The organism is Nocardia sp. NPDC003999, from assembly GCF_053604885.1.
The window spans coordinates 50,925-77,130 of record NZ_JBSGIB010000027.1 but is presented as its reverse complement, the minus strand read 5'-3'; the positions used below and the strand labels follow the sequence as shown (position 1 = coordinate 77,130).

Sequence of the window (26,206 nt, the reverse complement as noted above, 5' to 3'; positions counted from 1 at the left end):
CGTTCGGCAAGGTCTGCGTGACGCTCGCACCCAGCCTCCGACGATGATCCATGCGCCTGGCAGTGGTCACCCGTGGAGTGCCGTGGCGACGTCGGCGCGCATTCGCGATTCGATGTGGCGAATCAATTTGGCCAGGTCGGCGCAATACACCGAGGGATTACGGAAGCCGTCGCCCGCACGGTATCGCGTGACGTAGTGACCACCACCGCACACGGTGTGTATCGAGCAGGCGCGGCAGGTGTCGCTGAGCGCGTCCGCGCCGATCTGGCGCGCCACGATCTCGGGTACCAGCATCGCCTGGTCGAGCGGATTGCGTTGGCCGGAAGGCAGTTTGGTCGCACCCGAGAAGGTCGCCTTCAAGTCGTCGATCTGCGCTACACTTCCGTCGGTTTCGATCACCGCTATGCGGGTGGGGCCGAGGCCCCATACCTCTGATTCCACGGTCCCGCCCAGTATCAGGTCCATGATGTTCTCGAACATTCGGATCCGCGTGTCCAATTGCGGCGCGCCATACCAGCGGTCGAAGATCGGGATCAGCCAGTCCGCATACGGAGTGGCTCCGGGATCTGCGGATAACCCAGGCGGCGGCGTCGTCCAATTGCCCAGTGGAATCTCGAAATTGACTTTCGGGGGCTGAAACGCGAGTAATCCTTCGTAGGCCTGCAAGGGGTCGTTTGCGAGGTCGATGACGCAGAGCAGACCGTTGAGCAGATGCCGCCGATCGCCGATCCTCAATTTCTCGAGGGCGGCAGCCACCCGGGAGTAGCTGCCCGCGCCGCGGCGGTCTCGGCGATGGCGGTCGTGACTGCGCTCATCGCCGTCGAGACTGACGGTGATGCCGATGTCCCAGTCGTCGCAGATCCTCAGGAACTCGTCGTCGAGCAGCACGCCGTTGGTCTGCAGAGCGAGGTTGACAGCGGTAATCGGCTCCAGCGCCGCCCGCGCCTGCGATGCGAAATACTCGAGATCGGCATGACCCGCCATGAGCGGTTCGCCGCCGAAGAAGACGAGACTCACCGCGGGTGGGCCGAACCTGCGAACGTGATCGGCGATTGTTCGCAGCGCGTCGTCGAAAACCTCCCGGCGCATCGCCTTCGGCTGCTCCCGCCAACTCTGGTCGGCCATTTCGTAGATGTAGCAGTAATCGCACGCCAGATTGCATCGACTGTGAATCTTGAGGAGAAACTCCGTAAACGGAAGCGGCTCGAATCCGTTGCGCTGCAATTCGGCCACGTCGAGTCCCGTCTCGGGCCATGACTTCCGCACTGTGGGCAGCCCCAGTGCCACCGATGTCGGTTCCATTGTGTGCTCTCGATTCCTGGTTTCAGATATCGGTGCGTGGGCGGTCGGACAACCACCGCACCAGCTCGACGACGTCGGTCTCGGTGCCGTCGGACAGCAGCCGCTGGTACAGGCGCGCCGCCACCTCGGCCCGATCGTTGAGAACGCCGAAGTCGGTGTCGGGAAACAGTTCCGGCAGGCTCGAGGCCAGACCAGCCCAGAGCTGCGGGAGCAGCGGGTCGACGCGCAGATCCAGGGCGTACAACTCGACGGCCTCGGCAGGCTCGCCGGCCAGGTAGGCGCGAGTGCCGCGGGGCAGTTCCGCGGGCGCGACGCTCGAAGCGGCGGCCGGGTCGTGCATCCTCAGCCGTACCGGAATATGCAGATCGCGGTGGCGATCCGGGATCGTCTCCTGATCCACGTACCGTATGGACGGCAGTTCCGCGGGAGGTTCCGCTCGCGCGACCCACAGCTCCGCCAGCTCGGCCAGCTCGGCGTCGTCGGATGTACGATTGCGCACCTGCCAAGAAGTGCGATGTGCCACCAGAATCTCGGCCACCGCGTCGCGAGCCTCCGCCGGCACGTCCTCGTCGGCCCACGGCCGGACGCCTGCGGTCAGCGCGCTCAGGAACTCCTCTCCACTCTCGGTCAGCAGGCCAGAACCGGATGCCTGCTCCATCGCGGTCGCCAGTTGTGTACGCCCGCGCTCGAATTCGATGTGCGCACGCATCGATCGGTGGCAATCGGCGTGCCGGTGTACCCGCCAGAAGTCGGTGACCCCGAAGAAGGCGTAGATCCCGTGCAGCAGACCGAGGATCGGCCGTGGATCATCGCGCCACGGCGCGTAGAAGCGACACGTCGGGTCGGGATCCACGATCAGCACCTGATCGGCGAGCATGGCGAGTTTGCTGTGCTGGATTTCGTGAATCAGCGACACCGCCATTTCGCAGGAGTCCTTCGGGGCTGTGGTGTACACACAGCCGGTCCCGCTGAAGGCGGTGTGGCCGACGGTCGCCGCCACCGGTCGCGCGGTGAGCGGCGTCAGTAGCCGCAGGCAGGCACGCATCGGCGTCAGATAGCCGGGGAAGTCTCGTTGCAGGACGTGCCAGGCCTGCGCGAAATCCTCTCGCCAAGTGCGGAATTCGTCGGTCGTCAGCCGCGGTGCCGTACCCGAGGGCAGGTCGCGGAACGGGTCGAGATCATCGAGGACGACCTCCGGTTCGCCGTTTCCGCCGTGCAACCGCCGCAGCGGCAGCCACGCCGGGTCGGACTCGTCGGCAGGCGACGCCACCGAGATCGGGGCGCTGCCGTCAGCGACGATGCGTATCGCGCCATCCCCCCAGTTCAGCATGCAGTGGCCGTAGTCGCCCGCGGATCCAACCCGCGCCATCCCGATCCCGGGCAGCATGACTTCGCCGTTGCGTACGACAACCCGCATCGATCCGCTGGGCAGATTGGTGACCACGGCGGCCGCCGCCAACCAGCCGAGGTAGCCGCAGTCGGCCCACAACGGAGTTGGTTCCCGATCGTCCGAGCCGTTGCGCAAGCGCTGGAGCACGCGGCCGAGCCACACCCCGGTGTGCGGGTAGGCCAGCAGTGCCTCGACCGCGCCAGGATGTGACTCCTCCAGCTCGGTCAGGACCCGATAGGCATCGGAAAGGCCGGCGGCGTCGTCGATTTTCGGGTGGTGAGCGGTGACTTCGGTGATGAGCGCGCGTAGTAGCACGAGTCGTATGGTCAGCATGTCCGAAGTCATCCGGACGACGGCTGCCTCCGTGCCGTAACCGGTGAACAGCTCGGCCGCTGCATGGTCGATACCGATGGTCGGGGCGGACATGGTTGCACTCCTGTCGTCAGTGATCTGCGGCGGCGGCGAGGTCGGTGCGGACCCGCGCTCCGATGTGGTGGATCAGCTTCGTCAGGTCCGCGCAATACACGGAGGGATTGCGGAAGCCGTTATCGGCGCGATACCGGTGCACGTAGTGCCCGCCGCCGCAGACGCTGTGGATCGAACATGCCCGGCAGGTTTCACTCAGGGCATCCGCGCCGATCTGACGAGCGACGATCGCGGGTTCCAGCAGTGCGAGGTCGAGCGGATTGCCCACGTTCGCGGTGCGCAACTTGGTGGCCCCAGCGAAGGCCGACTTCAACTCGTCGACCTGCTCCAGAGTGCCGTCGGTTTCGATCACGGCCAGCTGTATGGGGGCCAGCCCGAGTAATTCGGATGTCACGGAGCCGCCCAGCAGCAGGTCGATGATGTCGTCGAAGATCCTGACCCGGGTCTCCAGCTCCGGAGCCCGGAACCAGCGATCGAACACCGAAATGAGCCAGTCGGCGTAGGGGGTAGCGGTGTGGTCGGCGGTCCGCGCCGGTGGTGGCGTCGTCCAAGTGCCGTGCGGAAGCAGAAAATCGACCGCCGGGGGTCGACAGGCCAGCAACGCTTCGTAGGTCCGCACCGGGTCGTTGGCCACATCGATGGTGCAGAGCAGGCCGGCGAACAGGTGCCGGTTCTCGTCCGCAGTCAGTTGCGTGATCCCGGCCGCGACGCGCGTGTAGCTCCCGGCGCCCCGCCGATCCCGGCGATGCCTGTCGTTACCGCTCTCGTCGCCGTCGAGGCTGACTCCTACGCGAACATTCCAGCGCGCGCAGATGCGCAAGAACTCCAGGTCGAGCAGCACGCCATTGGTCTGCACGCCCAGCCGCACCTCGGTGATCGGCTCCAGTGATTCGCGCGCCGACCGGGCGAAGTATTCGAGATCGCGATGTCCGACCAGCAGCGGTTCGCCACCGTGGAACACAAGATCCACCGCGGGCAGCTGGAAGCGGCGAGCATGATCGGCGATCATCTGAAGGGCCTCGTCGAAAACCCTGCGGCTCATGGTCTTCGGTTGATCGCGCCAGCTCTGATCGGCCATCTCGTAGACGTAGCAGTAGTCGCAGGCCAGGTTGCAACGGCTGTGGATCTTGACAACGAATTCCGTGAACGGCAGCGGCTCCCAGCCACGGCGGCGCAGTCCTTCGACATCCAATCCAATTGCGGGCCAGGACGTTTGCACCACGGGTACGCCCAACGGCACCGGGCCGGACTCCATATTCGCTCCCTCGAGCTGCGGGAACGGCCACGGGCGCGCTGCTACCGAGTCGCCCGTGGCCGCGTGATCACTTGGTGGGGTTGATGAACGACTTGAATCCGCCGGGGGCCCTGTCCTGCGAACCCTTGGCGTAGCGCTCGAGGGCGGCTCGCATGGCCGGAGTGCAGTGGGTGGCCAGCTCTTCCGTGTTGAGCGCCGCGAGTTCATCGAGTCTTCCCATTTACGGGACCTCCTTTTCTGTATTCCCGTAACGGCGCGGCAAATTGCCAGGCGTTGCAAGAATTGATCGGTTCGACAATGCCGACAAGTGAAACGGGATATCTATCAATGGGCGACGGTTGTCGTCCCGAGAATGATCTTAATCGCGCGGAACGTACGATCGCTCACGCCTGTCCCCGTTGTTGGGAAGGACATCTCGCACTCGCGCAACAGCTATTCACGGTGATGGGCGAGTGCGAGGTCGTATGGAGCTCAGATTTGCAGGGGGCCGTTGGGTCAGCTCTTGATGTCGCTTTCAACTCGAACCCGCTTCGCTGCAAAGATGCGTGCAAGCGTGAACCGGCCCAGTTCGACAGAAAGTCGCATACCGCCCATTACGGACAATTCGCCAACTGGCGGCAATTCCTGCCGAATGCCCGCGCAGCGGCACGGTGTGCAGGTTGATGGGTAGCCGTCAATTCTGTGGGGCCAAGTCCGCGAGTGCGCCCCCGATCATCTCGCGCAACCAAATCCGCCCTTTCCACCTCGAAGGTCGCGGTCTGCTCCATGGCGCTGCACAACTTTCGTGTCACCGTGGCCAAGGCGGCTCCGAAAGTCGCCGATAACACCGAAATAGCAACCGACGCGGCCGTCACAGTGACGTAACTCGCCGCCATGGCGGGCAAGGTCTGCCAACTCCGCGACCTTGGCCGTCACGGTCGCACTCGCCGCGATGTCCAGCGCCTTCGCCACGCCCGGTTCGGGTCCGCCATATGCGGGCGTCTATGCGCGACCAACTGCTCGTGCGAATGTCCTGGTAGACCCCACCCATATCCTTGATCGCACCGGTCACCGTGCCGCAGCCGGATCCCTTCCCTTGGATCAGGGCACTCGCTGCCGTGCCGCGTTCGCCGATGCTCTCCGGATACTCCCGATTCCCAACCATGGGAGTTTCGATTGTCAGGAATCCCATTGGCTTGCAATAGACTTCAGCCAACGGGGCCGATGGCATGTCGTCCAGCGAAGGTAATCTCCCAGAACGGTCGATTATCCGACTGCGCGATCGGCAATTTCACTGTCCGTACACGGGAGTGAAAGAAGGAGGTATCTCGTGGAGCATCTTGCCGTACCCGCCCGACAGGAGCGGCGCAGTTGATGGTAAGTAGTCCCGCGATATAGAGATTGACCACGGGTGGTCTGGTGCAATGCTACCCGTGGTCGTTCACGCAGGTGGACGGAGCAAGAGATGGCGCCGTTGCCTGTATCGATAGGACATTTCCGGGAGCAACCCTTCTGGTCCGCGGCGGGATTGGATGCGACCCGGCTACCTTGGAAACCGGCGTGCGATTCTTCGGTGACATCATCGATCTTCTGCTCGGCGGACATCCGACATCGGAATTCGCTGGACTCACGCCCATTCGATTTGCCGTGATCTCGTGTCGGTACGGACTTCGACTCTGCCATTGACACCTAGCGACGGGACACCCATATGCCAACGACAGTCACCGGGATCGACGATGTCACGGCCAGCTCGAGTTCCGGATACGGAACCGAGCCTGCTATCGCGACGCTGACCGAAGGCGCGCTGTTGATGCGGCTGATCCTGCTGCGCACTCTCATCGCCGAAACCACGTCGCGGCCGGAAATTGCCGACGCCGCAGGACTTTCCCTTGCCTACCAGACGCTGGCCGAATTGCAACGATCCCATCCGGCCGAGGTCGCTACGCTGTTGTCGTACCCGCACGTCGGCCCGTGGCTCGCCCAGGTCCTGCAGCGCCTCCATGCCGAGCCCGACGACGCGCCGACCCCACTGTGGGCCGACTGTGGCTACCTGGGCTGGCTCGCCGCGGCAGGCTCCATCGCCTGTTTGCCCGGAGGTTCCATCAACCTCGTAGTGCGGAACGGCGTGGTGATGTTGCCCGGGATCGGCAGGGCCGAGCTCGGCCCTGCCGAGGACAACGGGCACTGCGAACTGCACTGGACACGGGACGGCGCGCTGCGCTTCACCCGGGGAACCAGCACAGTTCTGGTTCCGTCCCAGGATGACGAGTCCGATCCCGCCTGGCTGCCGCTGCGGCGATTGCGGGGGGCGGATGCGGAACGGGAGGTGTTCCTCGACGACCTGGACCCGTTCCGATACTTGCTGGACGGTCAGCAGCCACCCCGGCTCACGACCGCCCAAGCTGGCACATGGCAACAGGATTTCGCGGCGGCCTGGGAACTACTGCGCCGAGACTTCGACCGGTACCTCGTGCCGATGCGCAGTTGCTTGCAGTCTTTGGCGCCGCTGAGTGCACAACCACTCGCGGCGAGCACGAGCCACACCGCATTCAACGGAGTCGGCTGCGTCTACACCACGGCCCCCGCGGACCCATGCCAGCTGGCGCTCACGCTGATCCATGAGGTCCAGCACACGAAGTTCACGCTGCTGACCGATCAGATCGTGCTGTTCGATCCCGACTCGGTGTGCCGCTTCTACGCGCCGTGGCGCGACGACCCGCGTCCGATCATGGGCCTGCTGCACGGGATCTACGCATTCTTCGGAGTCACCGACTTCTGGCGAATACATCGTCACGCCGACTGCCACCGATCGATGGAAGCGAATGTCGATTTCGAATTGTGGCGTCTACAGGTGGAAGGTGCCGTGGCGCAGGCATCGACCTCGAGTCTGCTCACGGAGGCGGGTTCGCAATTCCTGAACGCGCTCAGCGCTGAAATGCGCCCGTGGGGAGAGGAGGACGTGCCCACGGCGGTCAGGGTCGCCGCGTCCGAGGTGGCGATAGCGCATCGGACGTTTTGGCAGGTGCGGAACCTGACACCGGACGTCGCCGGCATCGCCGAGCTGGCCGTGCGCTGGATCGCGCGGGCGCCACGGCCCGACGGCCTGCCGCCCGCGGATCAGGTGGACCAGAGCACCGTGCCGAACGATCATCGCCGCCTGCACCTTCCAGCGCAGCTGAAGCTGCTGGACCACGCCGCGGCCGAAGCTCTGTCGATCCCCGAGCAGCCGCGCGGCGACCGGGCCTATCTGGCGGGTGACATGGCTGCGGCGGTCGCGCTGTACACCGAGGAAGTGCGCGTCGACCCGCTCCGGCCACAGTTGTGGGCGGGCTTGGCGCTGGCGTTGCCGAAGCTCCACCCGGACGATGACTTCAGCGTTCTCGATGACAGGGCCGAGGTCGCCGCCCACCTGTGCCAGGTACTGCTGGCGGATGCCGAAGGTGTCGAGATCGTCGAGCTGGTGCGGTGGTTGTCGAGGTATCCGCGCACTCATGGGTAGATCGGGAATCCACGCCAACCGGAACTTCCTGCTGCTGTGGTCCGGAAACGCGACATCGCTGGTGGGCTTCCACGGCGTCCGAATCGCCTATCCGATGCTGGTTCTCGCGGTGACCGGCTCGCCCGCCGCGGCGGGATGGGTCGGTTTCGCGTTGAACCTGCCGAGTCTGATCTTCCAGATCCCTGCAGGCATCGTCGCGGACTATTCCAACCGGATCCGGACCCTGGTGATATGCCAGATCACCGGGTTGATCGCGGCCTGCCTGGCTGCCGAGGCGGTCGCTGCCGAGCTCTCGAGCCTCGCGCTGATAGTCGGTGTCACGGCGTTCATCGAGGGCAGTGTCTACGTCTTCGTCGGCCTCAGTGAGCTGGGCGCGATCCGCGACGTGGTGTCACACGCACAGCGACCCGCCGCGTTCTCGTTCCTCGAGGCCGAGCAACCGATCGCCATCCTGGTCGGACGAGCAGCAGGTGCGGCGGTCTACGGCGTGGCCCGCTGGCTGCCGTTCATCGCCGACGCCGTGTCGTATCTCTACTGCCTCGTCGCACTGTTGCTGATCCGTCCGGACTCGACAGCACCGCAGAAAGCCGCCGAGCCCGAGCGTCATTCGGTCCGGCGTACGATCGCCGACGGCTTCCATGTCGTTTGGGCCGAACCTTTCTTGCGGACGTCGACGGCGATGATCGGACTGTCGAATATCGTCATTCAGCTCGTCTTGCTGCTGATATTGGTGGAACTGAAGAACGGCGGCGGTCCCGCGTGGACCGTCGGCGTGGTGCTCGGCGCCGCGGGCGTCGGCGGAGTACTGGGCGCCGCCGCGGCAGCACGGCTCACCACTCGCTTCCCTCCTCGGAATGTCTATCGGGGCGCGCTGTGGGCATGGACGGCGCTGCTCGTTCCAATGGCGCTCAGCGCCGATCCGTTTGTGCTGGCCGCGTGTTGGTGTGGCATCGGCGGCGTGGGGGTCGTCAGCAACGTCGCGTTGACGATATCCCGGCTCGATGTGATCCCCGAACAGACCCTCGGTCGCGCGGTCGCGACGATGGCACTGTTCTGCGACGGCGCGGTCGCGCTCGGCGCGCTCGGGGCGGGCTATCTGTTGTCCACAGTTGGCGCCGTCGCCACGCGATGGTTGGCACTCACGGCCATGTTCACACTCGCCGTATACGCAAGTACTCGCACCACCCGGTCTCGCGATCTACCGCTTGCGCTGACATCACCCGATTCCTGAGGCGCGAGCCTGCTCGTCCCAGTGGGGCAGCAGTGCCGCTCGGGCAGCGCGATCCATGATGAGATTCTGCTGTCTGCTCTCGATTTCTCGCCGAGCCGACCGCGCCGCCGACCAGCGAGGGGCGAGCGGGAGGCTTCAAATCGGCTCGATGACGTTCTTCCGTAGGTGTCCGTAGACCACTGAGGTGCGTACGTCTGCGAGTTCCTTTCGCTCGGTCAGCTTGTCCAAGACCACCGAGTGCAGATGGTCGGTGTCGCGAACGGCCACATGAAGGAGGAAGTCGTCGGTGCCTGTCAGCGTGAAGATTTCGATCACCTCGGGCATTCGCGTTACGAAGGCTTGGAACTGTTCGATGACCGCACGTGTAGGCGGTCGTATCCGTACGGCGATGATCGCCTGCAGCCCCCGGCCGAGCGACGGGAGGTCTACCTCGGCGTGGTATCCCAGCAGCACGCCGCGCTCACGGAGGGAGCGAATCCGCTCCAAGCAGGTCGAGGGTGCGATGCCCAACTCCTGGGCCATGTCCCGGTTGGTGCGCCGACCGTCCAACTGCAGAAGCCGAAGTAACGCCGAATCTAGTTCATCCATATTCCGTCTCTCTGGTAAAGCTCCGAATCTAATTCGGACATACTGCCAGGCTGCCCGGCTGATTGCTACCTTGATTGCCATATCCCCGTTCATAATTCGCCTCCGATGAAGCGGACGAACAGAGATCAGAAGTTTTTGGACGGTAAGGAGCACGGGAAGTGGATGAGCGGCAGGCCGAAGTCTTGGCGATCTGTTCGGTCGTAATGGCCGCGCTGTTGTGGAGCAGCTCGTACGCGGTAACCAAACTGGTGCTGACGGACGTCGGCCCGCTGAGCATCGGGGCCATCCGTTTCACGCTCGCCGCGGTACTGCTCGGGATCATCATGTTCTTGCGCCGCAACCCGGCCGTCAGACCGGATGCCCGTCGGCGGCGGCTGATCTACCTCAGTGGGTTGCTGGGCATTACGGCCTACTTCGTGCTGGAGAACATCGGCGTCGAGCTGTCGACCGGCTCCGACGCCTCGTTGATCGTGGCCACCTACCCATTGATGACCATGCTTTTGGAGCTGGTGGTCTTTCGGAGCAGAATGCCGCCGCTCCGGGTCGGCGGTGTGCTGCTGGCTACCCTGGGGGCTTTCCTCGTCGTTCACAACGGGGCGGATGTTGGAGGCAGCGGTCGCTGGTCAGGCGACATTCTGCTGTTGCTCGGCGGACTGGTGTGGGCCGGGTACAACATGCTGGGCAAGTATGCGGGGCACGGGCAGGACGCGGTGACCCTCACCTACTACCAGACCATGGCCGGCGCCGCCGGCTTCCTGTTCGCCTCGCTACCGGAGTTGAAGCATTGGCGGGTACCCGACGCCACGGCCTCGGCGCTGCTCGTGTATCTGGCCGTCGCATGTTCCGTCGGCGCCTTCCTGCTCTACAACTACGGCCTGCGCCGGATGGCCTCGAGCGTCGCGGTGAACATCCTCAACCTGGTGCCGGTGTTCGGTGTGCTCGGTGCCGTGGTGATCAATGCGGAGACGGTCCGGCCGGCGCAAGTCTTCGGTGGGGTCATCATCATCGCCGGGGTGACACTCGGATCGGTCGAGCACCGCTCGCCCGCCGGGAAAGTCGCAGTTCCCCGAACCGACCCGGCCACCGAGTGCGTGCGAACGAGTTCGTCCTGCAGGGTTGCGGTCGAATCGTCGTCGGATTCGGCCCCGTCAGTGATCGACGAGAGGATGCGCCTGAATCGGTAGGGAGTGGGCTTCAAGATCACGATCGCGTCCTGCTCGGTCGACTGTGCCCGAATGTCCATGGCTCCCTGCGCCGTCGGACCTCGACGCCGAGCTACCGAGTGAACCGAGCGATGTCCTCGGCAACGCGCTCTGGTGCTTCGAAGGGGAACGCGTGACCGAGCCCGGGGTAGATCAGCAATTCCGAACCGTTGATGTAGCGATGTAGCACGATGGAGTTGGCGGCGGGTTCTTGCTCGTCGTTCTCCGCGCCCAAGATGAGGGTGGGCAGCTGCAGGGCCGGCAAGCTGCTGATGACGTTGGTGGCGGGGTTGATGAGCCAGTCGGTCATCGCGGCGCGTTGACGGTTGAGGCCGGTGAGGTTCGTCCCGATCCTGTTGAGGCGCAAGCCTGTTCGTCGACGCCACGCTGACAGAGCGTCGGGGTGGCCGCTGAAATACAGTGGAATGACCTGGTCGGCGGGCGCAAGCGGGTCGAACGCGGGCAGGCCTCGGACCAGACTGGGCAGATCGGGCAGCACCTGCTGTGTTCCGCCGGGGCCGGTGCCCATCAGGACCAGGGCGCCGACGTCATCGGGATGGTCCACGGCCATGCGTTGCGCGACGAATCCTCCGAGGGAGAAGCCCACCACGGTGGGGCGGCCCAGGTGGAGCGCCTGGATCAGGGCTGACGCCTGATCGGAGAGCTGAGGGACAGTCGAGATGGCCGAAGAGCCGGCCGGGGTTCGTCCCACGCCGTCGGAGTCGAAGATGACGACGTGATTGGTCATGGCGAGGCGGTCGAGCAGTGCCGGATCCCAGTCGTCCATGCTGAGTCCGAGACATGGGGTCAGCAACAAGGCCGGTCCATGTCCGAAGCTGCGGTAGGCGATCGGCAGCCCCGCGACGGTGACGACGTGGGTGGGTGCCGTCAGCGACGGCGACCGGTCGAAGTGATCGGCCGTTGTCGACTCGATGTCGGTATGGGCAGGCGGGCGGGCCGTAGGGGCGGCGTCAGCGGCGGTGGGCGCGACCAGCAGCATGCTGGTTGCCAGTGCGGCCACGACGGCCGAGGCGGGCACCGAGCATCGCGAGAGGGGTCGCCCACGGTGGGGCATCGGCCCGCTGCCGGGTGTTGCCGGAGTTGGCTGCAGTGGATGGTGGGCGGACATGCGGGCTCCTCGCCGTTGCGGGATGGACTGAGTGGATGTGCTGTGATGGGCGTAGGCGTGCTGTTCGGACACACGTCCACTGCCTCTTCGGGTCTGAATGGTCGTCCCCGCGCATAGGAGATGCCGGGGGCCCGAAAGGATTCACAGCTGTCATCTGCCAAGAGGCGAAGCGGCGACCACGAGATCGTCACCGATGCACCGCGTCGGCGGCGACAATCCGAGTCGGCCGGCGTATTCCGGTGCGACACCTGCGAGGCAAGGGCAATTTCGTCGCGCTGCTTCTCACATTCGATGCGCCACGTTCTGCAACATTCGGCCGGTTATGGGCTGCGCGGCGCGGCCGCGCCAGGACAGCGTCCCAGATTGCCTGGGCTGGGTGCGCGCCGTATTGACAAGTCCCCTGATCCCACGGGTGAGTCTTTACGCCCGAGTTCGGAAAACGACGGCGCACCCCGTCGAACGCACTGAGATGCCGCCGGTCGATCGATTGACTCGGTGATCGGCTGTGGCGCAGGACATCCGCTCGAGTAGCCGATTGAGTGCGTCTCGCGCCGAGCTTTCCATCCGGCTCGTGGACCGGGTCGCCTTCACTGCCGAGGCGGGGGATCGAGGTATGCGATCGTGGCTATCTGCACGAGCGATCGGATCAGGGGGTTGGCGTCACCTTCATTCCAGGCAACCACCACTCTGCTCGGTGCCATGTCGATCAGTGGGACCGTGCCCAGTCCCTCTGGCACACTGTGCCCGAGCGGGGATATGCCGACGGTGCCGTTCCAGAGCACGGCCTGCACACATTCCTGAACGACCCGCACTACCGGACCTTCGCGTGTCCGGCCCCCGTTCCAATAGGTCTGCCAGGTGGGATCGGTGCCGTCGGGGAACTGGAACCAGTGGCGGCCGGCCAAGTCGGCCAGCGTCAGGTGGTCGCGGCGGGCCAGTGGATCGTCGGCGCGCAAGACGGCCCCGACCGGGTCGGCACGCAGTTCATGCACGGTCAGGGCGGTGTCGTCGAACGGGGCCCGGGTCACTGCGACGTCGACCAGGCCCGCCCGCAGTCCGCAGGTGGGGTCGGTGAGATCGGTGTCGCGGATGCGGATGTCGACCTCGGGATGCTTGTGGCGGTAGGCCGCGGCAAGCCTGGTGACACCGGGGTCGGTGCCGTCGCCCAGGATGCCGACGGTGAGGTTCGCGGTTCCGGCCGCGGCGGCGACCCGCACGGTGGCGCGCTCGGCCTGATCGAGCAGGGCGCGCGCCTCGTCGAGCAGCACCATCCCGACCCGGGTGAGGCCGACACCGGTGGGCGACCTGTCGAACAGGGGCGCACCGACTTCCGACTCCAATTGCCGGATGGCGCGGCTCAGGGGCGGCTGGCTCATGTGCAGCCGGGCGGCGGCGCGACCGAAATGGCGTTCCTCGGCAACAGCTACGAAGTAGCGCAGCGTACGCAGCTCCACGCTGGCACGATACCCGTCCGGTATCGGTATCGCAGAACAGGTCTTGGACGCCCACGACAACTCGGCGGTGCAATCGAAACATGTCAGACGACAAAAACAACTCCGGCACAACCGTTTCGGTGGTGGGCCCGGGCGAGGGAGAGCTGATCATCCTGGGCGCCACGCGAATGCGCGTCCTCGAGGACGGCAGCAACACCGCGCACCGCCTCGGTCTCGCCGAATCCATCATTCCCCCACACACGCCCGGACCACCGCAGCACCGGCACGCCCAGCACGACGAAGGGTTCTACATCATCTCCGGCATGCTGCGGTTCACCGTTGGCAACACCGACTACGACGTGACAGCGGGCACGCTGGTGATGGTCCCACCCGGCACCCCGCACACCTTCGCCAACATCACCGATCGACCAGCCGTCATGCTCAGCACCTTCACCCCCGACCTGTACGTGCAGTACTTCCGCGACCTCCAGGACATGGTCGCCGACAGCCGGGGACTGACACCGCAGGTGAACATCGAGGTGATGAGCCGCTACGCCACCGAGCCCGCCACCGACTTCGCCTGAACCCCAGCGGGCCGGGGCGCTTTCGCCTCGGCCCGCACATGACACCTCTGGATGGAATCGTGAACATCGCATTCTGGATCACTGCCGGTCTGCTCGCCCTCTTCTACCTCTACGCAGGCGGACTGAAGATCACCCGAAGCCGGGATCAACTCCGGCCCATGATGTCCTGGGTGGACCACATACCACTGTCCGTGATCCGGACCGTCGGCGCACTCGAAGTACTCGGCGCACTCGGGCTGATCCTTCCACCTCTGACCGGTCTGACGCCTGGGCTCGCCGTCGCCGCGGCCATCGGGTTCGTACTCCTGCAACTCGGTGCGATCCCGGTCCATCTGACCGGCGTGGACCACAAAGTCGCCCTCAACATCACCCTTCTTCTCATGGCAGCCGTGACCGTTTGGCTCGCAACCATCTGGGTGTGATGCGAGATTATCTCGGAGTCGGCTTCGCACCGCCCGACATGTCGTGTTCCCAGCTGCCGCGCGTGTCGACGTCCGCAGCGTCCGCCAGCGCCTCCAGCTCCGCGATCTCCTCGTCGGCGAGTTCGATGCCGTGAGCTCGGACCAACCCGTCGATGTAATCCGCCTTCGTGACCCCGATGATCGGGGTGGTCCCCTTGGCGATGGCCCAGGCGGTGGCGACGTCGGCGGCGGACGCGCCTCGGTCCTCGCCGATCGCCCCCATCCGGTCCGTCAGCGGCTGCAGCTGGGGGAGGATGCCGTTGTACACGGCCGCCCGGCTGCTGCCCTCCGGCAACGGGTGGGCCGGGCCGTACCTGCCGGTCAGCGCCCCTTGTTCGAACCTGATCACGTACACCGCCGAACCCGGCCGCCGCACCCGAAGACCGGCTCAAACTCCTCGCCAGCTGGGCAGCTACGCAATCTCGGGCAGAAGAGCCCACCCGCCACTCTCCTCAGCCCGGGCCGCTCTGATCCGTCGCGGTTCACCCGGCCGGGAATCCGGGGTACGAACTCGACCGGCCCGCGCGAAGTTCCTATACCCGCTGATTCACTATGTCTCGCGCGGGACGCGCGGGGGCCATGCCGGTGTGAACCGGATGGCCCGAGGAGTCGAAAGTGCGAACCCCCGTACTTGGTTTCGCCTCACACTGTTTGTTCGTCATCCGCTCGACCGGCACCCGGTAGTGCACCTCACTTCGGTGCCTGGAAGCCGCCGATCTTCTGCTCGAGGAGCTCGGCCAGCCGCAGCGGGGTGCGGTCCTCGAACATCGGACCGATGAGCTGCACTCCCACCGGCAGGCCCTCGGGTGAGCGGCCCGCGGGTATGGCGGTGGCGGGCAGGCCGGGCATGGTGGCCATACCGGCCCAGACGAGCTGGTCGAAGTACGGGTACTCGACGCCGTCGATGTCGATGTGCCGGTCCTCCAGACCTCCGTCGTGGTCGTGCGGGAACGCGGGAGTAGGCGTGATGGGGCACACCACGGCATCGAACTCGGCGAACAGTTGCCGCCAGCCGTGGCGGTGGAGTTCGCGACGGTTGTTCGCCTCGACCCAGTCGCGGTGGCTGAGCACCATGCCGCGCAGCCGCGCCGCATCGAGGCTCCGGTCGTCCGCGCTCAGTGCGGCGGCTTGGGTCCGCAGCTGTCGGTACACGTCGAGGGGAAGACCCGCGGCGGCGTTCGACAGCATCAGCTGCATATAGAGCGTCGCCGCTTCGATCGGATCAGGCAGCAGCGGGCTGTGCCGTTCGACGCGGGCGCCCTCGTCGACGAGGGCCTCGGCGACCCGGTTCACGCCCGCCCGCACCGCCGATCCGGTCGGAATGAGCGGATGTTCCTCGATGATCAGGACACGGAAGTCGGCCAGCCGTTCGTGGCGCGCGGGCGGCAGTGCGACGTCGTAGGCGACGCCGTAGGTCAGCGGGTCCGGTCCGGCCATCACGTCGAGCAGGAGCGTGAGGTCGCGGGCGGTGCGCGCCATCGGACCGACAACAGCAAGGTCGAGATCGACCGGCAATGCCGGCGCCGGCGGTGCGACCATACCGCGGGACGCCACCAGTCCGAGTGTCGGCTTGTGCGCGTAGATGCCGCAGAAATGCGCGGGGGTGCGCAGCGAACCGGCGAGGTCGGAGCCGATGGACAGCGCGCCGAATCCGGACGCCAGGGCCGCCGCGGAACCGCCGGACGACCCACCCGAGGTGCGGCTGTGGTCCCACGGGTTGTTGGTGGTTCCGTAGATCTCGTTGAAGCTTTGGATATCTCGCAGCGTCAACGGCACATTGGTCTTTCCGAGCAGCACCGCGCCGGCGGCCTTCAGCCGCGACACCTGTACCGCGTCCTCGGCAGGCACATAATCCTTGTACTGCGGCATGCCCCAGGTCGTGGGCAGTCCGGCGATGTCGTAGGACTCCTTGACCGTCACCGGAATACCGAGCAGCGGCCGATCCTCGCCGCGGGCGCGCGCCTGGTCGGCAGCGCGTGCGGCGGCCCGCGCATTATCGAAATCCGGTACGCAGATCGCGTTGATCGCCTTGTCGTCGCGCTCGATACGCGCGATCGCCTCGTCGGTCAGTTCCACCGATGTCACTTCACCGGCATGCAAGGCGGCCGCGAGTTCTTCCGCCGACTGAAAACTCCAATCCATGAATCCGACGGTATTGGCCTGCCGGAGAGGACATAAAATGCCGCTTCGCGCAATGGAAAGTCGAGCGGACACCATGCACCGGTGAAGTCATGCGCTCGTTCTGCCATCGCCGGACATTCCACCCCAGGTCACAGCGTCGGCAGCGGGCCAACTCCATGAGCGCGGGGCATAAGAATGCCGCGCCGGGCAACGGGATATATGTCTCATATGCTCATCCGCGGTCAACGCGTTCGTAATCACTTCCGCCGACCTCTGGCTTAACGCACAAACCGACTGAGAGAAACCGCCGGAAAACACCGATACCGAGATTGGCCCGAGCGCCGCCGCGCCCAGGAAGAGCCCGGATCAGGCCCCTTCCGGTGATTCGGCCGTGCCGAGGCGGCGGATAAGGGCGCGGAGTTGAGTGCGATAGTACTCCTCGAATTCCGGTGAGCCGGGAGTCTTTCCGGTGGCTCGCAGGGCGGCCTCGGGGAGCATCAGGGGCGCCAAAACCATGCTCATGACGGCCATGCGGACGAACGCGGGATCCAGCTCCGGGGCTATCTGGCCGCGCTCCTTTGCTCGGCGGAGGTTGGCCAGATCGGTGTCGATGACCGTGGCGTCGTCGATGTAGTCGGATTCGGTGCCGCCACCGGTCAACCCGCGCCAGATGACCAGGCGGGCCGGGCGTGGGTCCGCCAGCGCGGCGGTGAGGTAACGGGCGGCGGTCTCGTCGAGGGGGAGTGCCGGATCGGCACGCTCGGCCTCGGCCTCCGGCCAGTGCCGTTGAATCTCTTGATAGAGGTTTTCCTTGCCGCCGAAGTAGTAGGCGATGAGCTGTTTGTTCACCCCCGCGCGAGCGGCGATGTCCTGGACCCGCGCACCGTCGAAGCCCTTTGCGGAGAACTCATCCAGGGCCGCATCGAGCAGAGCCTGACGGGAGCGCTCCGCGTCGCGGCGGCGCTCGTCCGCGCTGGGGGCGCGGCGCGGACGGCGGGCCGGGCCTTCGGGCGTCGGATCCGTGCTGCGGGCCATGCGAACAGGTTACCGGTTCGGGTGACTGGTTCAACCAGTCGGATGCATTGTCATCCAATTGGTTGACAGAGTTTCCCGTGTGGATGACACTGCGAAGGTGACTGCTTCCAACGTTTCCGACGGCGTGACCACCGGGCTGAGCCCGCAGGCACGTCGGGCCGTGGTCGTCGTATTGGTCGGCGCGGTGCTCGCCTTCCTCGACGCCACGATCGTCAATGTCGCTCTGCACTCCCTGGCTACGGCCCTGAACGCGTCGCTGGACGCCATCCAGTGGGTCGTCACGGCTTATCTCCTGGTGCAGGTGGCGGTGCTGCCCGCCAGCGGCTGGGCTGCCCGCAAGATCGGGCCCAAGCGGCTCTATATGAGCACGCTCGGCCTGTTCACCGTCGCCTCGATCGCCTGCGGACTCGCGGACTCCGTGGGTACCCTGATCGTCGCCCGCGTCGCGCAGGGATTCGGCGCGGGGCTGATGATTCCCGTCGGGCAGTTGATCCTGATCACCAGCGCTGGGCAGCGCGGCATGGCGCGAGCCATGGTGGCGGCGGGACTGCCGATGGTGCTCACACCCGTCATCGGGCCGACCATCGGCGGACTGTTGTTGCAATACGCGGGCTGGCAGTGGATCTTCCTGATCAACGTGCCATTCGGCGTGCTGGGCCTGGTGCTGGCGTGGCGACTGCTCCAGCCCGACGAGCCGACCGAAGCCGCGGGTCCGTTGGATGTCGTTGGACTGGTGATGATTTCACTCGGAACAGTGGGCGTCACTTTCGGATCGGCTCGCGCCGGAGTCCGGAATGTGACCGATCCGCAGGTGCTGGTTCCGGTCCTGGCCGGCGTCGCCGTCATCGGCCTTTTCGTCGTGCACGCGACGCGATCCGCGCATCCTGTTCTCGATCTGCGGCTGTGGCGGGATCCGCTGTTCCGTGCGGGTGCGGTCACGACGCTGGTGCTGGGCGCGGTGACCTTCGGGGCGATGGTGCTGCTGCCTCTGTATTTTCAGGTGATCCGAGATCAGGATGCCGCGCACACCGGAATGCTGCTGGCCCCGCAAGGGCTGGGCGCGGCCGTAGCCATGGGGCTGTCGGCACCCATGGTCGAGCGGCTCGGCGGGCTCACCAGCGTGATCGGTGCGGTGATCGGTGTCGTCGCCACGGTGCCGTTCCTGTTCGTTGCCTGCGACACGCCGTACTGGCTGCTGGCCGCCGCGATGATCGTGCGTGGCCTCGGCATCGGACTGGCCGCGACACCTGCCATGACGGTGGCGCTGCGCAACCTCGGCCCGGCTCAGATGGCGGATGCCACACCTCAGCTCAATATCATGCAGCGCATCGGCGGATCCATCGGCACGGCCGTGTTCGTGGTGATCCTGCAGCAGGGGCTGAGAGACAGCGGGATCCAGCACTCGGAGCAGGCGGGGGCGTTCGCGACCACTTTCACCTGGGTGCTGGGAGCCGCGCTGGTCGCCATTATTCCCGCGGCCGCGTTGGCCGCACGGGGCGGACGCCTCGACGCGGCCGGTGACTCTCTCGGCAACGAGCCATGATCCGATTGGCAAAGCTCACCGGGGTGGTGATGACCGACGGTGGCGAGCTCGGCAACCGGCTGCGCGGCATCATCGCACCACGGATACATCGACTGCCCGGCCTCGCAAGTGTGATGTCCAGCGGCGAGACACCACCACTGCGCCGCTCGGCGCTGATGGCCGCTCTACTGCTATGGCGCGGCTCGGCAGGGCGTCTGTTGCCCAACGATCGCCTCGAGGACGGGCGCCGCCTCGACGAGGTCGCGGATAGACCTGCGCCACTCCGTGCATGACGATGCCACCGGAACTATGGATCGGGCACTAGCTGCGGCTGCGGCTGCGGGGGCAGGGGGTGGGAGACGAGCTTCTGCGCCGAACGCTTGTTCATGCCGAACATGCGCAGCACATGGAAGGTCATCTCGTCGGTCAGCGCGCCCGCATCGGCCCCGGGTTGGGCGTCCAGGAGTTGCAGCAGGCCCAGCAGCGCGCCGCCTGCGGCCATGACGGCCATGTCCGGGTCCATCGGCTCGAACCGGCCCGCCTCCTGGGCGGCGATGATGTCGCGGCGGGCACGCGGGGCCAGGCCCTCGTCCCGAAGCAGCACCGGCATGCCGGAATTCAGCAGCACCCGCACTATCTCCGGCGCCTGCCGCTGGAGACGGCCGGTCATCCGGAAACTCACCGCGAATACCTCGGCCGGGTCGTCGTACAGCTTCACGATCTCGTCGCGCATCTCGCTGTAGACCTGCAACACCGAGCGGACGGCTTCGTCGAACAGCTCTTCTTTGGAGGTGAAGTGGTTGTAGAACGAGCCGAATCCCACGTCGGCGGCGTCGGTGATCTCTTGGATGCTCACCGCCGAACGTCCTTCCGCCAGGAACTTCCGTGCCGCGCCCAGCAGTGCGTTGCGGGTGCGTTCCCGGCGGCGGTCGATGCGATTTCGCACCACGGGGTCGGCGGACATGGATCCCTCTTCCATCGGCGAATGTCACCGTAATCGTATCTGATGGCTCCATCAGATACGATTACAGTGGTGACGGCCTCCCGGCGGTGGTCCATGCGCCGAACGCCGGGTGTCCTGGATGCGCTCGCCCGGCGTGGCTCGCTATGGATGCCCACGGTGCGCTCGATCCGCCGTTTCGCTCGGATCGACGACGACGGCCTGCTGAAACTCGCTTACCTCAGCGTCTTCAGTGCCGCCGCGTCGTACGGCTTCAGCTCGTCGATCCGCCCTGCCAGGACCTTGGACGCCCACTCCGGGTCCTGGAGCAGGGCGCGACCGACGGCGACCAAGTCGAATTCTTCGCGCTCCAGGCGATCGAGGAGGTTGTCGAGGCTGCCGAGTTCGGCGCCCTCGCCGGTGAAGGCACGGAGGAAGTCACCGTCCAGGCCGACCGAGCCGACGGTGATGGTGGGCTTGCCGGTGAGCTTCTTGGTCCAGCCTGCCAGGTTCAGGTCCGAGCCGTCGAACTCCGGGAGCCAGTAGCGACGGGTGGAGGCGTGGAAGGCGTCTACGCCGGCTGCGGCGAGCGGAGCCAGGATCGCTTCCAGCTCCTGCGGCGTCTCGGCGAGCCGTGCATCGTAGGCCTCCTGCTTCCACTGCGAGTAACGGAAGATCACGGGGAAGCCGGGCGAGACGGCCGCACGAACAGCGGCCACGATCTCGGCGGCGAACTTTGTCCGGGCCGCGATGCCGCCGCCGTAGGCATCATCACGGCGGTTCGTTCGCGCCCACAGGAACTGGTCGAGGAGATAACCGTGAGCGCCGTGCAGTTCGACGCCGTCGAAGCCGATGCGCTCGGCGTCCGCCGCGGCCTCGGCGAAGGCGCCGATGACGTCGTCCAGGTCACCCTGGGTCATCGCCTTACCGAGACCCTCGGTGCCGTCGACGCGAATACCGGAGGGGCCGACGGCGGGCGCATCGGGGTAGGGCGCGTCCCCCTGGTTGCGGACCATGCCGATGTGCCACAGCTGCGGCACGATGGTGCCGCCTGCCGCGTGAACGTCCTCGGCGACCTTCGCCCACCCCGCCAACTGCTCTTCACCGTGGAAGCGCGGCACACGGTCACTCTGCCCAGCGGACTCGTGGCCGACGTAGGTGCCCTCGGTGACGATCATGCCCACGCCGGCGGCGGCCCGGCGGGCGTAGTACGACCGCACATCGTCACCGGGAACGCCGCCGGGGGAGAACATGCGCGTCATCGGCGCCATCACGATGCGGTTCGGGACGGTCAGGCCGTTCAGCGCGACGGGCCGCGAGAGGATCTCGGCTGTGCGCGAGGCGTCGGACGCGGTGACGATCACTGGGTACTCCTCGTTGGTACGACTTCGATGGTTGAGAACTTCAAGCAATGGCCACACACGCTAAGGGTAAATATTTGAGATAGTCAAGTTTCTGCGGATAGGCTGGTTGCCATGGCAGAAGCTCCCCGCGTCGACACGGCCCAGTTGATGGAGCTGCTCTCGGTGTCGCTCGGCGTCTACTACGGCGACTTCACCGTCGCGGCGGCGAGCGAGAACTTGACGGCGAGCCAGGGCAAGGCGCTGACCGTGCTGCGCCGAGGGCCCGTCGCGATGCGCGCCTTGGCCGAGACCTTGGCCTGCGACGCCTCCAACGTCACCGGGATCATCAACCGGCTGGAGAAGCGTGGCCTCGTGCGACGAGAGGCCAGCGAAGCCGACCGGCGCGTCACCAATCTCGTCATCACGCCCGAGGGCGAACAGATAACCGACACGATCCGGGCGAAAATGCGCGCCACCCAGGACGGCCTGAACAGGCTCAGCGACCAGGACCGCGACTGTCTGTACGAACTGTTGGAACGGGTCTTCGTCTCCCGGCTCGTCACCCGAGCGGACTCACCTGCGTCGGTCGCAGGTCGATAAGCGCCGGCACACCGACCCGAAAGAGCTGTTCCAGGCCAACCGTGACCGACGTCGGCGGTCTCCGCCTGATTCTGGACGACGTAGACGCTCCCCCGAAGGGCAGCCTCTGGGGGAGCCGAACCGTGCATCAAGCGGAGCCGCGATTCCCAGGACATCCGCTGTAGATGTCCCAGCCACCACTGATCTTCTTCCCACCCGCACCGGCCGTCCACGTCGCCGTGCCGTCCCGCCCCCCGTCGTGGCGATACCAGTGCAGATCCCCGTTCGGCTTGATGCCGTAGATGACGCACATGGACACGTGGTCGTTCGGGACTCCGGCGGCGTGCATCGCGGCCGATAGCGCCACAAGGAAAGACCGTCGGCGCGGCTAGCTGCGCCCGGGTCACGGTGGTCGATCATGCACGCTGGACTGCCGCGGCCGGGCCCGGCGAACACGCCGTCGGGCCCGGCCGTGAAGTGGCCGTTTACATCAGCGTCCCGCCACACCAGGACATAGGATGGGCACCGGGCGAGTATCTTCAGGAACCCGGCTCAGCCTGGGGTTCGAATTTCGCAACGAGCCAGACTCTCTTGATTTCCCCTTCGGGATTTTCGAAGTACGGCTTCACTTCATCCTTGTCATCCAGGAAACCGCTGATGGTCACCAGGTATTCGGTGCCGTCGACGCGGACGATGTCGTTCTCGTGGACTACCGGCGGTCTCACCACATCGGCGACGTCACCCGGCTGGTTGGGCGTCTCGTCGTGACGGAAACGCAGGGTGAACGTATGGTCGAATCCCTCATCCTGGAAGTCGACGGTGACCTTCAAGAAAACCGAGAACTGACTGTGTGGCAGATGAATTCGACGGTTGTAGTGTGCGAATATGCCGAGCCTGAAGTTCTGGCCGTCGAGGCGCGCGTCGACATCGGTGAGGCCGGTGAAGTCGTAGCCGCTCTTCTCCTCGTCTTGGCTGCCGCCCCATCGGATACTCGATTTGATGCCCGCGCTCGACCTGACTCCGGGCTGTCGCAAACCCTCGAACTGCGACTCGTCCACGCTGACGCGCGTCCAAACACCTCTGGTGTCCACTTTCCCCATGACAGACATGCCCCCTTGTTTCCGGACCGATCGGCGAACTGCCTATCTACCGTGAGACACATCATCCCCCACAGAGGGCGACCTGTCATCGAAATCGGTTGTGCGACAGGAATAATTGGGTCGAGCTACTACTCGGAGATCTTCGCTGGACCCATGCGCGCCGAAGACGGTGAAGGCAGGTTGGTGCGCGCATCTCAGGGGTGTCGTAGCCACTGGTCGAGGGCGTGCTCACCGACGAAGGTGAGTCGGGCCATCCTGTTCGGCGACGTGTTCGCGTAGGAGTGCTGCTGGGTGCGCATCGATCGCCAAGTCCAGTTCGTCGCGAACATCTTTCGGAGCTGTCTTCGAATGCTATGAGACCAAAAGGAACTACGGATTCGGTTGCGCGGCCCGGCGTCGTGATATGTCGGCGGCGGCGTGGTGCGCGACGCGGATCGCGGCACGCCGCAGCCCGCGGCGCCCAGCGCAGAAGTGCTGGCGCCGCGGGGCAGCGAGATGACCTTGGCCGCATATACGCGTTGTGCCGCTACGGAATTCCAGGGGTCACCGGGTGCGGGCCGACGCAGCCGAGTATGAAACAACCCGGTGGCCAATTCGCGAACGGTGCGGACATGGGTTTACCCAGGCAGGACAGCGGGTTGCAACCTGGGTAGGCCATCGGGCCGATGCCGAGTGCGGCGAGTGTCGCGTCCGGGTTCGAGATCATCGGATCGGACAGTTGGACATCGGATTGCTGTTCGTAGGGCGCCGCAGCGGGTATGCGAGGGTCCCGGAAGGCGGCGCCGACCGCGCGCAGGACATCGTGCGGGAAGCTCAACGCGCTCCCCGGCACCGTGACACCGGTCCAACTGACCATCAATCCGAGGCTCGGCACCACGAAATTGTCCTGGCGCATCATTCCCGACATCTGCATCGCATCCGGCGGCAGTCCAGGAAAGTAGTTGCCGCAGTCCGGCCCGTTCACCACGAACAGGAAGCCATAGCATGGGTTCGTCGGGGCGGGCCGGCCTGCCTGCGCGAGATATTCCGCGGAAATGATCTGGTGACCGCCCCACTGGCCGCGATTGGTGAGCAGCAGTCCGAGCTTGGCGAAGTCGTCCGGTGGCAGCAGTAGATGCGCGTAACCGTAGGTGTTTCCACTGCGGTCCCGTCCCCAGAAGTAGTCGGTCGGCGGAATTCCCAACGGATCGAAGAGCTTTCGTTGCGCGTACGTCTGAAAGTCCTCATCGACCGCACGCTGGATGACGTACACGAGCAGATCGACAGCGCGCTGACTGTAGCGCCACTCGGTGCCCTGCTGTTGATCGATCGGCATCGCCAGCGCCTGCGCCACCACATTCGGGTCGATTTGCGCCAACCCGGTGATGCCCTCCGAGGCCACCGCTACCCGCATGCCGCTGGATTCGATGAGCAGATTCCGCACCGTGATCGCGCGATGTCCGGCATCACCGAGCTCGGGTGGCAGATAGGCGCCGATCGGGTCATCGAGCCGCAGCCGCTGCTCGTCGACCGCGATCCCGGCTACCATCGAAACCACACTCTTGGTGCTACTCCATAGATTCCACGGCACACCGGCGGCCCGCGCGGTGTTCGGGCCGGTCGCGATCAGGCAATTGTTCCGAAAGATCTGCAGCGTCGTGCGGGTCGAATCCGCCGCGAGCGCCACCGCCTGGCGCAGCGCGGGCGAATCGAGTCCGACCTCCTCCGGGGTCGCTGTTTCCGGTACTCGTCCACTGCTGACCGCGCAATGCCTCAGCCCGTCCGGTTCGGCATGCGCCGTCACCGGCGCACCGATCCCGAACATCGACATTGCCGCCGTAATAGCGACCACCGCAACACTTCTCATAGCTCGACCCACGCCGGCCTCCGCTCTCGACGAACTCCACCTGGCTCATCGCCCCCACCTCACCCCCGGTTACGACCCTGCGCGCCCCTACTTGCAGGGGCGGCCCCGCACCGGCCCGCATCCGCTGGTGGTCGCGGCTGTGGCGAATCATGTTGAAATCCGGCCGACACCGCAGGGTCGCGTTGGCGACTCTCGCCGGAGATGGGCATTGTCACCGAGGATGCGTGGGTCATTCGGCCGGCACGGTATCCGGCTCGATCCCAGTGGATCGCAGAGCGGCCACCTCGGCACGTAATGCTCTGATCTCTGCGACGAGTTCGGTGATCTCCCGATCGGTACTCTCCACATTCGCCTCGACGCTCTTCAGCTGATCCATCACCCAGCTGGTGGTGGTGCCGATTGCGAAACTGATCAGGCCGATGCCCAAGGTCATCAGGATCAGCGAGATCAAACGGCCTTCGGTGGTCACCGGATACACATCGCCGTAGCCGACGGTGGTCACCGACACCATCGACCACCACAGCGCGTCACCGAAATTGTGGATCTTGCTGTCGGCCGCCCCGTACTCGGCGTCGAAGAATGCCAGACTGCACAGCAGCAGAAGCAGTAGCGAACTAGTTCCGACGAATACCGCGAGCCTGGCTCTGGTCGTCGTGTTCCGGTTCAGGGTGCCGATCACGAGCATGGCCGCCCGCAGCAGCCGCAGGGGGCGAAGCGGCGGCAACACCACGATCAACAGGTCGACCGGGTGGGTACGCAGGAATCGCAACCGGTTCCCGGACAGCACCAACCGCACGGCGAAATCCAGCGCGAACGCCGCCCAGATCAGCACGTCGACCCGGGTGAGCCAGGCGTCCAGGCGAGGCGATGCCCCGGTATCGAGCACCTGCCAGGCATAGACGCAGAGAAACGCGACGGCCAGCACCATCAAGGGGATGCCGGTCGTCCGCTCCCAGGACTCTCTGCGGGTGCACTCGGAATGTGTTTCGGTCATCGGACTACCTGTGTCGCTGCGCAGCGGTGTCGGCGACACCGCGGGTTCGGCCGCCGAGTCCCGAAAGACCGGCCGTTCTCCAGCCGATTCTCACACGGAACCCAGGTCACCGTGCCTATCCCGGTCGTCATTCCAGCGGTGAGTCGGCCGGCGCCATCCGCGACGGCCGCCGCCGGCGCGGATGGCGGTGATCGAGTCGCGCATATTTTCTTGCGCGGCGCTGAGCTGGGAGTTCGGTGAGCGGCTC

General features: G+C 65.6%; 24 protein-coding genes. 8 read left to right on the top strand and 16 right to left on the bottom strand.

The features are described from left to right. Positions 1-66 precede the first annotated feature (66 nt). The 4 genes from ACWESM_RS33020 to ACWESM_RS33005 form a co-directional block, all read right to left on the bottom strand. Positions 67-1,233: an FxsB family cyclophane-forming radical SAM/SPASM peptide maturase gene (locus ACWESM_RS33020; protein WP_452495114.1), complete on the bottom strand. Its 1,167-nt coding sequence runs from the start codon at positions 1,231-1,233 to the stop codon at positions 67-69. A gap of 91 nt (positions 1,234-1,324) precedes the next feature. Further along, positions 1,325-3,118 carry an HEXXH motif domain-containing protein gene (locus ACWESM_RS33015; RefSeq protein WP_364433831.1) on the bottom strand — a complete coding sequence of 598 codons (1,794 nt, stop codon included), beginning with the start codon at positions 3,116-3,118 and terminating at the stop codon, positions 1,325-1,327. 16 nt (positions 3,119-3,134) lie between these two features. Next, positions 3,135-4,373, bottom strand: a complete 1,239-nt coding sequence (locus ACWESM_RS33010) for an FxsB family cyclophane-forming radical SAM/SPASM peptide maturase (protein WP_355074332.1) — start codon at positions 4,371-4,373, stop codon at positions 3,135-3,137. 67 nt (positions 4,374-4,440) lie between these two features. After that, positions 4,441-4,593, bottom strand: coding sequence for a hypothetical protein (locus ACWESM_RS33005; protein ID WP_354957206.1), 153 nt, complete (start codon positions 4,591-4,593; stop codon positions 4,441-4,443). A 1,467-nt stretch (positions 4,594-6,060) separates the two neighbouring features. Here ACWESM_RS33005 and ACWESM_RS33000 point away from each other — a divergent pair. Further along, entirely contained in the window at positions 6,061-7,851 is a 1,791-nt protein-coding gene (locus tag ACWESM_RS33000) for an HEXXH motif domain-containing protein (RefSeq protein WP_452495111.1), read from the top strand. Continuing rightward, positions 7,844-9,082: an MFS transporter gene (locus ACWESM_RS32995; protein ID WP_452495109.1), complete on the top strand. Its 1,239-nt coding sequence runs from the start codon at positions 7,844-7,846 to the stop codon at positions 9,080-9,082. Before ACWESM_RS33000 ends, ACWESM_RS32995 begins: the two co-directional genes overlap by 8 nt. Positions 9,083-9,217: 135 nt before the next feature. On the opposite strand, the gene ACWESM_RS32990 is transcribed toward ACWESM_RS32995, so the two are convergent. Further along, on the bottom strand, positions 9,218-9,670 hold the full coding sequence (locus ACWESM_RS32990) for an Lrp/AsnC family transcriptional regulator (RefSeq protein WP_357883269.1): 453 nt from the start codon (positions 9,668-9,670) through the stop codon (positions 9,218-9,220). A gap of 158 nt (positions 9,671-9,828) precedes the next feature. Between ACWESM_RS32990 and ACWESM_RS32985 the strand changes: the two genes are divergently transcribed. Next, positions 9,829-10,854 carry a DMT family transporter gene (locus ACWESM_RS32985; protein WP_452495107.1) on the top strand — a complete coding sequence of 342 codons (1,026 nt, stop codon included), beginning with the start codon at positions 9,829-9,831 and terminating at the stop codon, positions 10,852-10,854. Positions 10,855-10,945: 91 nt separating this feature from the next. Here the strand turns inward: ACWESM_RS32985 and ACWESM_RS32980 are convergent, their stop codons facing one another. Both ACWESM_RS32980 and ACWESM_RS32975 read right to left on the bottom strand, forming a co-directional pair. Further along, complete coding sequence (locus tag ACWESM_RS32980) at positions 10,946-11,893, bottom strand: alpha/beta fold hydrolase (protein WP_452495105.1); 948 nt, start codon at positions 11,891-11,893, stop codon at positions 10,946-10,948. 695 nt (positions 11,894-12,588) lie between these two features. Further along, positions 12,589-13,455 (bottom strand): LysR substrate-binding domain-containing protein, encoded by an 867-nt coding sequence (locus ACWESM_RS32975; RefSeq protein ID WP_452495103.1) that lies wholly within the window; start codon positions 13,453-13,455, stop codon positions 12,589-12,591. An 80-nt stretch (positions 13,456-13,535) separates the two neighbouring features. Between ACWESM_RS32975 and ACWESM_RS32970 the strand changes: the two genes are divergently transcribed. Next, entirely contained in the window at positions 13,536-14,018 is a 483-nt protein-coding gene (locus tag ACWESM_RS32970) for a cupin domain-containing protein (RefSeq protein ID WP_452495101.1), read from the top strand. Positions 14,019-14,077: 59 nt separating this feature from the next. After that, on the top strand, positions 14,078-14,440 hold the full coding sequence (locus ACWESM_RS32965) for a DoxX family protein (RefSeq protein WP_364433809.1): 363 nt from the start codon (positions 14,078-14,080) through the stop codon (positions 14,438-14,440). A 7-nt stretch (positions 14,441-14,447) separates the two neighbouring features. Here ACWESM_RS32965 and ACWESM_RS32960 read toward each other — a convergent pair whose 3' ends face one another. From ACWESM_RS32960 to ACWESM_RS32950, 3 genes are all read right to left on the bottom strand, one after another. After that, positions 14,448-14,834: an aldo/keto reductase gene (locus ACWESM_RS32960; RefSeq protein WP_364433806.1), complete on the bottom strand. Its 387-nt coding sequence runs from the start codon at positions 14,832-14,834 to the stop codon at positions 14,448-14,450. 335 nt (positions 14,835-15,169) lie between these two features. Continuing rightward, positions 15,170-16,696, bottom strand: a complete 1,527-nt coding sequence (locus ACWESM_RS32955) for an amidase (protein WP_452495098.1) — start codon at positions 16,694-16,696, stop codon at positions 15,170-15,172. A gap of 270 nt (positions 16,697-16,966) precedes the next feature. Further along, positions 16,967-17,635, bottom strand: a complete 669-nt coding sequence (locus tag ACWESM_RS32950; protein ID WP_379253465.1) for a TetR/AcrR family transcriptional regulator — start codon at positions 17,633-17,635, stop codon at positions 16,967-16,969. Between the two features lie 97 nt (positions 17,636-17,732). Here ACWESM_RS32950 and ACWESM_RS32945 point away from each other — a divergent pair, with 97 nt between their 5' ends. After that, entirely contained in the window at positions 17,733-19,178 is a 1,446-nt protein-coding gene (locus ACWESM_RS32945; protein WP_452495097.1) for an MDR family MFS transporter, read from the top strand. Next, positions 19,175-19,450: a hypothetical protein gene (locus ACWESM_RS32940; RefSeq protein ID WP_452495095.1), complete on the top strand. Its 276-nt coding sequence runs from the start codon at positions 19,175-19,177 to the stop codon at positions 19,448-19,450. Before ACWESM_RS32945 ends, ACWESM_RS32940 begins: the two co-directional genes overlap by 4 nt. A gap of 14 nt (positions 19,451-19,464) precedes the next feature. On the opposite strand, the gene ACWESM_RS32935 is transcribed toward ACWESM_RS32940, so the two are convergent. Beyond that, on the bottom strand, positions 19,465-20,121 hold the full coding sequence (locus ACWESM_RS32935; protein ID WP_355074313.1) for a TetR/AcrR family transcriptional regulator: 657 nt from the start codon (positions 20,119-20,121) through the stop codon (positions 19,465-19,467). Positions 20,122-20,333: 212 nt separating this feature from the next. Further along, the gene (locus tag ACWESM_RS32930; protein WP_364433790.1) at positions 20,334-21,461 is read right to left on the bottom strand and encodes an NADH:flavin oxidoreductase; all 1,128 of its coding nucleotides are present in this window, start codon (positions 21,459-21,461) and stop codon (positions 20,334-20,336) included. 111 nt (positions 21,462-21,572) lie between these two features. On the opposite strand from ACWESM_RS32930, the gene ACWESM_RS32925 reads away from it, so the two are divergent. Next, positions 21,573-22,040, top strand: coding sequence for a MarR family winged helix-turn-helix transcriptional regulator (locus ACWESM_RS32925; RefSeq protein WP_355074309.1), 468 nt, complete (start codon positions 21,573-21,575; stop codon positions 22,038-22,040). A 127-nt stretch (positions 22,041-22,167) separates the two neighbouring features. Here ACWESM_RS32925 and ACWESM_RS32920 read toward each other — a convergent pair whose 3' ends face one another. The 4 genes from ACWESM_RS32920 to ACWESM_RS32905 form a co-directional block, all read right to left on the bottom strand. Next, a complete protein-coding gene (locus ACWESM_RS32920) occupies positions 22,168-22,386 on the bottom strand; it encodes a hypothetical protein (protein ID WP_452495092.1) in 219 nt (72 codons plus the stop codon). A 172-nt stretch (positions 22,387-22,558) separates the two neighbouring features. Beyond that, on the bottom strand, positions 22,559-23,119 hold the full coding sequence (locus ACWESM_RS32915) for a choice-of-anchor K domain-containing protein (protein ID WP_397280918.1): 561 nt from the start codon (positions 23,117-23,119) through the stop codon (positions 22,559-22,561). A 526-nt stretch (positions 23,120-23,645) separates the two neighbouring features. After that, positions 23,646-24,929, bottom strand: a complete 1,284-nt coding sequence (locus tag ACWESM_RS32910; protein ID WP_452495090.1) for a serine hydrolase domain-containing protein — start codon at positions 24,927-24,929, stop codon at positions 23,646-23,648. A 265-nt stretch (positions 24,930-25,194) separates the two neighbouring features. After that, positions 25,195-25,959 carry a potassium channel family protein gene (locus tag ACWESM_RS32905; protein ID WP_364433777.1) on the bottom strand — a complete coding sequence of 255 codons (765 nt, stop codon included), beginning with the start codon at positions 25,957-25,959 and terminating at the stop codon, positions 25,195-25,197. Between the last annotated feature and the right edge of the window lie 247 nt (positions 25,960-26,206).